General features: G+C 70.8%; 4 protein-coding genes. All 4 read right to left on the bottom strand.

The features are described from left to right. A partial coding sequence (locus AB0M20_RS28235) for a CE1759 family FMN reductase (RefSeq protein WP_364303271.1) occupies positions 1 to 500 on the bottom strand: 500 nt, incomplete at its 3' end. Then, positions 497 to 1,582, bottom strand: a complete 1,086-nt coding sequence (locus AB0M20_RS28230; RefSeq protein ID WP_364303269.1) for an LLM class flavin-dependent oxidoreductase — start codon at positions 1,580 to 1,582, stop codon at positions 497 to 499. The genes AB0M20_RS28235 and AB0M20_RS28230, both read right to left, overlap by 4 nt. A gap of 152 nt (positions 1,583 to 1,734) precedes the next feature. Continuing rightward, positions 1,735 to 3,627, bottom strand: a complete 1,893-nt coding sequence (locus AB0M20_RS28225; protein WP_364303267.1) for a CehA/McbA family metallohydrolase — start codon at positions 3,625 to 3,627, stop codon at positions 1,735 to 1,737. 10 nt (positions 3,628 to 3,637) lie between these two features. Beyond that, on the bottom strand, positions 3,638 to 4,695 hold a 1,058-nt coding region (locus tag AB0M20_RS28220), incomplete at its 5' end, for a chitinase (RefSeq protein WP_364303265.1).

The raw sequence follows: 4,695 nt of genomic DNA, 5'->3' as shown, positions 1-4,695 counted from the left end.
CGGCCGGCGTCCCGGACCAGCTCCGCGGCGGCCCGGTCGATCCTCTGCCGGAGCGCGCCGTCGTCGGCCCAGTCCTCGCTCGCCGCGTAGACCGCGGTCGGCACGACCACCGCCCGCAGGTAGGCGAACATCGGCCGCAGCGCGTGCTCCAGCGCGAGCGAGTGGCGTGCGGTGCCGCCGGTGGCCGCGATCAGCACCGGCTTGTCGACGAGGGCGTCCTTGTCGACCACGTCGAAGAACGACTTGAACAGGCCGCTGTACGACCCGGTGAAGATCGGCGTGACCGCGATCAGCGCGTCGGCGCCGGCGACCGCGTCGAGGGCGCTCTGCAGCTTGGCCGGCGCGAAGCCGGTGAGCATGGTGTCCGCGATCTCGTGCGCCAGCTCCCGCAGCTCGACGACCCGGAGGTCGTCGGCCGCCGTCGCCGCGGCCAGCCGGTCGGCCAGCAGGCGGGTCGACGACGGGGTGCTCAGGCCGGCGCTGATGACGACGAGCCTCATGCGGGGACCTCCTGACGGGCGGCGAGCATCGAAGCGTGGGTGGGGGCGTCCGGCACGTGCGCCGGCTTGAGAGCGGCGAACTCCTTGCGCAGCACCGGCACGACCTCCTCACCGAGGAGATCGAGTTGCTCGAGCACGGTCTTCAGCGGCAGGCCGGCGTGGTCGAGCAGGAAGAGCTGACGCTGGTAGTCGCCCACGTACTCGCGGAAGCCCAGCGTGCGGTCGATGACCTGCTGCGGGCTGCCGACGGTCAGCGGGGTCTCGCGGGTGAAGTCCTCCAGCGACGGCCCGTGTCCGTAGACCGGGGCGTTGTCGAAGTACGGCCGGAACTCGTTCACCGCGTCCTGGCTGTTGCGGCGCATGAAGACCTGGCCGCCGAGGCCGACGATGGCCTGGTCGGGGTCGCCGTGGCCGTAGTGCGCGAACCGCTCCCGGTAGAGGCCCACCATCCGCTGCGTGTGCGACGCCGGCCAGAAGATGTGGTTGGCGAAGAATCCGTCGCCGTAGTACGCGGCCTGCTCGGCGATCTCCGGGCTGCGGATCGAGCCGTGCCAGACGAACGGCGGGATGTCGTCGAGCGGGCGCGGGGTCGAGGTGAACGACTGCAGAGGGGTACGGAACTTGCCGGACCAGTCGACGGTGTGCTCGCGCCACAGCCGGTGCAGCAGCGCGTAGTTCTCGATCGCGAGCGGGATGCCGGCCCGGATGTCCTTGCCGAACCACGGGTAGACCGGGCCGGTGTTGCCACGGCCCATCATCAGGTCGACGCGGCCGCCGGAGAGGTGCTGCAGCATCGCGTAGTCCTCGGCGATCTTCACCGGGTCGTTGGTGGTGATCAGCGTCGTGGACGTGCTGAGCAGCAGCTTCTCGGTCTGCGCCGCGATGTGGCCGAGCATGGTGGTCGGCGAGGACGGCACGAACGGCTCGTTGTGGTGCTCACCGGTCGCGAACACGTCCAGGCCGACTTCCTCCGCCTTGCGTGCGATGGTGACCATGGCCTTGATGCGCTCGTGCTCGGTCGGCGTCCGCCCGTTCGTGGGGTCGGGCGTGACGTCGCCGACAGTGAAGATCCCGAACTGCATGACGCGCTCCCTCGGTGTCCGAGCAGGTGTCCGAGAACCTCCCGGACACTCGGCACAACCTATTTGCCGCGTCAAGTATTTCAGATCTGAAGGACCTTGTCCCTGGAGTGTGGCCCGCCACACCTCTGACGCCGCCCCATCGCCATCCCGCGCTACAGCAAGGTTCGGTAACGGCTTCGGGCACGATCGATGACGTCCGCCAAGTCGGCGCGCTGGCCGTGGGTGGAGAAGCGGCCGTGCTCGGCGGTGAAGGCGCTCAGCCGGTCCAGGTAGTCCAGGCACCAGCGGACGTCGCGCTCGCGGACCACCCGCCGGCCGGCCACGTCGACCCAGACCGGGCTGGTGTGGGCGAACGCCTTCTCGTCCAGGACGCGGTCGTCGCCCTCGGCACGGGCCACCGCCGCGATCCAGGTGGGACGGTCGACGGAAAGTGTCGTACCCCGGGCGTAAGTTGCTGCCCACCCAGTGCCGGGGTGGGGGTGGCGGCGGGGCCCAAGATCTTCAATCTTGATCTCGCCGTCCGGGCCGATCAGCGTCACCTCGGCGTCGCCGACACAGCCGACCTCGATCCGGAGCTCGTCGCCCGGCGATCGGTCGAGCACCGCTCCCGGGCCGGCGCCGTCCACCGACAGGGTCAGCCACGGGCCGTTGGTCACCACCGTGCGGCAGTCGCGGATCGCGTCCTGGAAGGCGGGCACCGACAGCTCCCGCTCGCCGAGGTGGGCGTAAACGCGGGCCCAGCCGGGCGGGTTCGAGGCCATCGCCGGGCCGTGCGCGAAGGACAGGAACACGTCGGTGCCGGCCGAAGCGGCCAGCCGGAAGCCGCACGACAGAAGGCGGTGGTAGAGGAACGCCGAGCCCTCGGCGTCGGCCGGCGACAGCAGGTCCACCGAGTCGACCAGGCCGAGCGCGGCGTCGGCGATCAGCTCGCGGGCCTCGACCGAGCGCGGGCTCGCGAAGAAGCGGTCGGTCGACCAGTCCGGGAAGTCCTGCCACGCCGGATGCGCGTACCCGATGGTGGCGCCCAGGTTTTGGAGTTCTTCGCAGGCGACCGCGTTCGGCGGCCAGTCGTCCGGCGCGTCGGTGCCCTCGTGGCCGGCGTGGTAGTGCGTGGGCGTGCCGGACGGGCCGAGTGCGTGCACGTGGCCGAGCAGGTCGTTGCGGTACTCGAGACCCATCCGCGCACCGGGCCACAAATCGGTGCCGACGGTCGACTCGAGCAGCTCCCGGTCGAAGATCCGCGAGGTGGTGAAGTTGCCGGCCACCAGGTTCATCAGGTGCAGGCCCTCGCCGCGCTGCATCCGCGCCGCGTCCTCCGGCTCGCACACCAGGTCGCCGCTGTAGTTGAGGTGCACGTGCAGGTCGCCGCCGTACCACCCGGCCGCGGCCGGGTCGAAGAGCCGCGGCGGGTCGGCCTCGATGGTCGTGTCCTCGCTCAGGTCGAGCCCGTGGGTGACCACGCCGAACTCCAAGCCCTTCGTGCAGGTGACCATGATGCCCGCGGCCGGCACCTGGATGCTGATGTCGTGGCCATGGAAGAACGGCCGGCCGTGGAAGTCCCACTTGGGCGGCACGCCGTCCGGGAACCACGCGCCGCCGCTCTCGTCGACCACCGACCAGCGCGCGCAGGCCGGCGACTTCAGCCGGAGCGTGACCGCCGCGCACATCCGCACCGCGCCGTGGAAGGGCGCCTCGCCGACGTCGACGGTCTCCAGGTCGTCCTCGGTGACCAGGTCGATCGGCACGGTCCGCCCCGGGATCAGCAGCCGCGGCGGCCCGCTGCGGTACTCGCCGCCCCGCCGGACGACGATGCCGGCCGGCACGTCGTCGCCGATCACCTCCTGCAGCGCCCCCGGCCAGTCTCCGGATCGCGTACCCCGCTCGATCAGATCCCCGAGCTTGGCGAAGCGCGCCCACCGGAACGGGGGCGGGATGTCTTCCCCGCCCCACGCCCAGGGCTGCCGCCTCCGGAGCTCACGGTAGTGCGCGAGCATCTCAATGGCCGCCGGCGGCAGGTCGAGCACCTGATCGTGATCACAGCACATCGGGCCGACGTTACCGCCCCTGCAGCCCCCGGACCGTGTCGCCGAAGGTCCAGCCGCGCGAGCCGTCCCAGTTGATCGACCAGGTCATCAGGCCCTTGAGCTGGCCGTTGAGGCTGTTCCACGACTGCGACACCAGACCCGTCGACATGTATCCGCCACCCGCGCCCGGCTGCGCCGGAAGACCGGGGACCTGCTTGTCGTACGGCAGGCGGATCGTCACGCCCTGGATCACCAAGCCGTTGTTGAGGCACTGGGTCTGCGCGACGAAGCCCTGCACCGTGCCGGCCGGGTACGAGTCGCCCGAGCAGCCGTACATGGATCCGTTGTAGTACTGCATGTTCAGCCACCACAGCCGGCCGTTGTCCGCGTACTTCTTGATGATCGGCAGGTAGGAACCCCAGATCGAGCCGTAGGTGACGCTGCCGCCGGTCACGTACGCGGTCTCCGGCGCCATCGTCAGGCCGAAGCCGGACGGCATCGCGGCGAGCACGCCGTCGATGATCCGGATCAGGTTGGCCTGCGAGGGCGACAGCGTGTTGATGTTGCCGCTGCCCGTCAGCCCGGTCTCGATGTCGATGTCGATGCCGTCGAAGTTGTAGCGCCGCAGGATCGGCACGATGGTGGCGACGAACTTGTCGGCCACGGTGGACGAGCTGAGGTCGATGCCGGCGGTGGCGCCGCCGATCGACATCAGGATGGTGGCGCCGGCCGCCTTGGCCGCGCACATCTCGGCCGGCGTCGCGACCTTCACGCCTGAGTCCATGCCGTCCTGCCAGAGCACCGTGCCGTCGGAGAGGATCACCGGGAAGGCCGCGTTGATGACGTTGTACCCGTGCTGCTTGATCCGCGCGTCGGTGATCGGGATCCAGCCCAGGCCGGGGTGTACGCCGTTCGACGCGCCGTCCCAGTTCTCCCAGTAGCCCTGCAGCACCTTGCCGGCCGGGCGGCCCTTGAGCGCGCAGCTCCCACCGGGCGGCGGGTCGGTGGGCGGCGGCGTGGTCGGCGGGGGCGTCGTGGGCGGGTTGGTCGGCGGCGGGGTGGTCGGCGGGGTGCCGCCCCCGGTACACG

It is taken from the genome of Actinoplanes sp. NPDC051633 (assembly GCF_040681735.1).
Classification (GTDB): domain Bacteria; phylum Actinomycetota; class Actinomycetes; order Mycobacteriales; family Micromonosporaceae; genus Actinoplanes.
Note: the sequence above shows the minus strand (reverse complement) of the source record. Positions and strands in the feature narration are given on the sequence as shown.

Excerpts from the sequence above, each read along its gene's own strand:
- AB0M20_RS28230 (WP_364303269.1), bottom strand. The coding sequence starts at position 1,582 with ATGCAGTTCGGGATCTTCACTGTCGGCGACGTCACGCCCGACCCCACG.
- AB0M20_RS28225 (WP_364303267.1), bottom strand. The coding sequence starts at position 3,627 with ATGTGCTGTGATCACGATCAGGTGCTCGACCTGCCGCCGGCGGCCATT.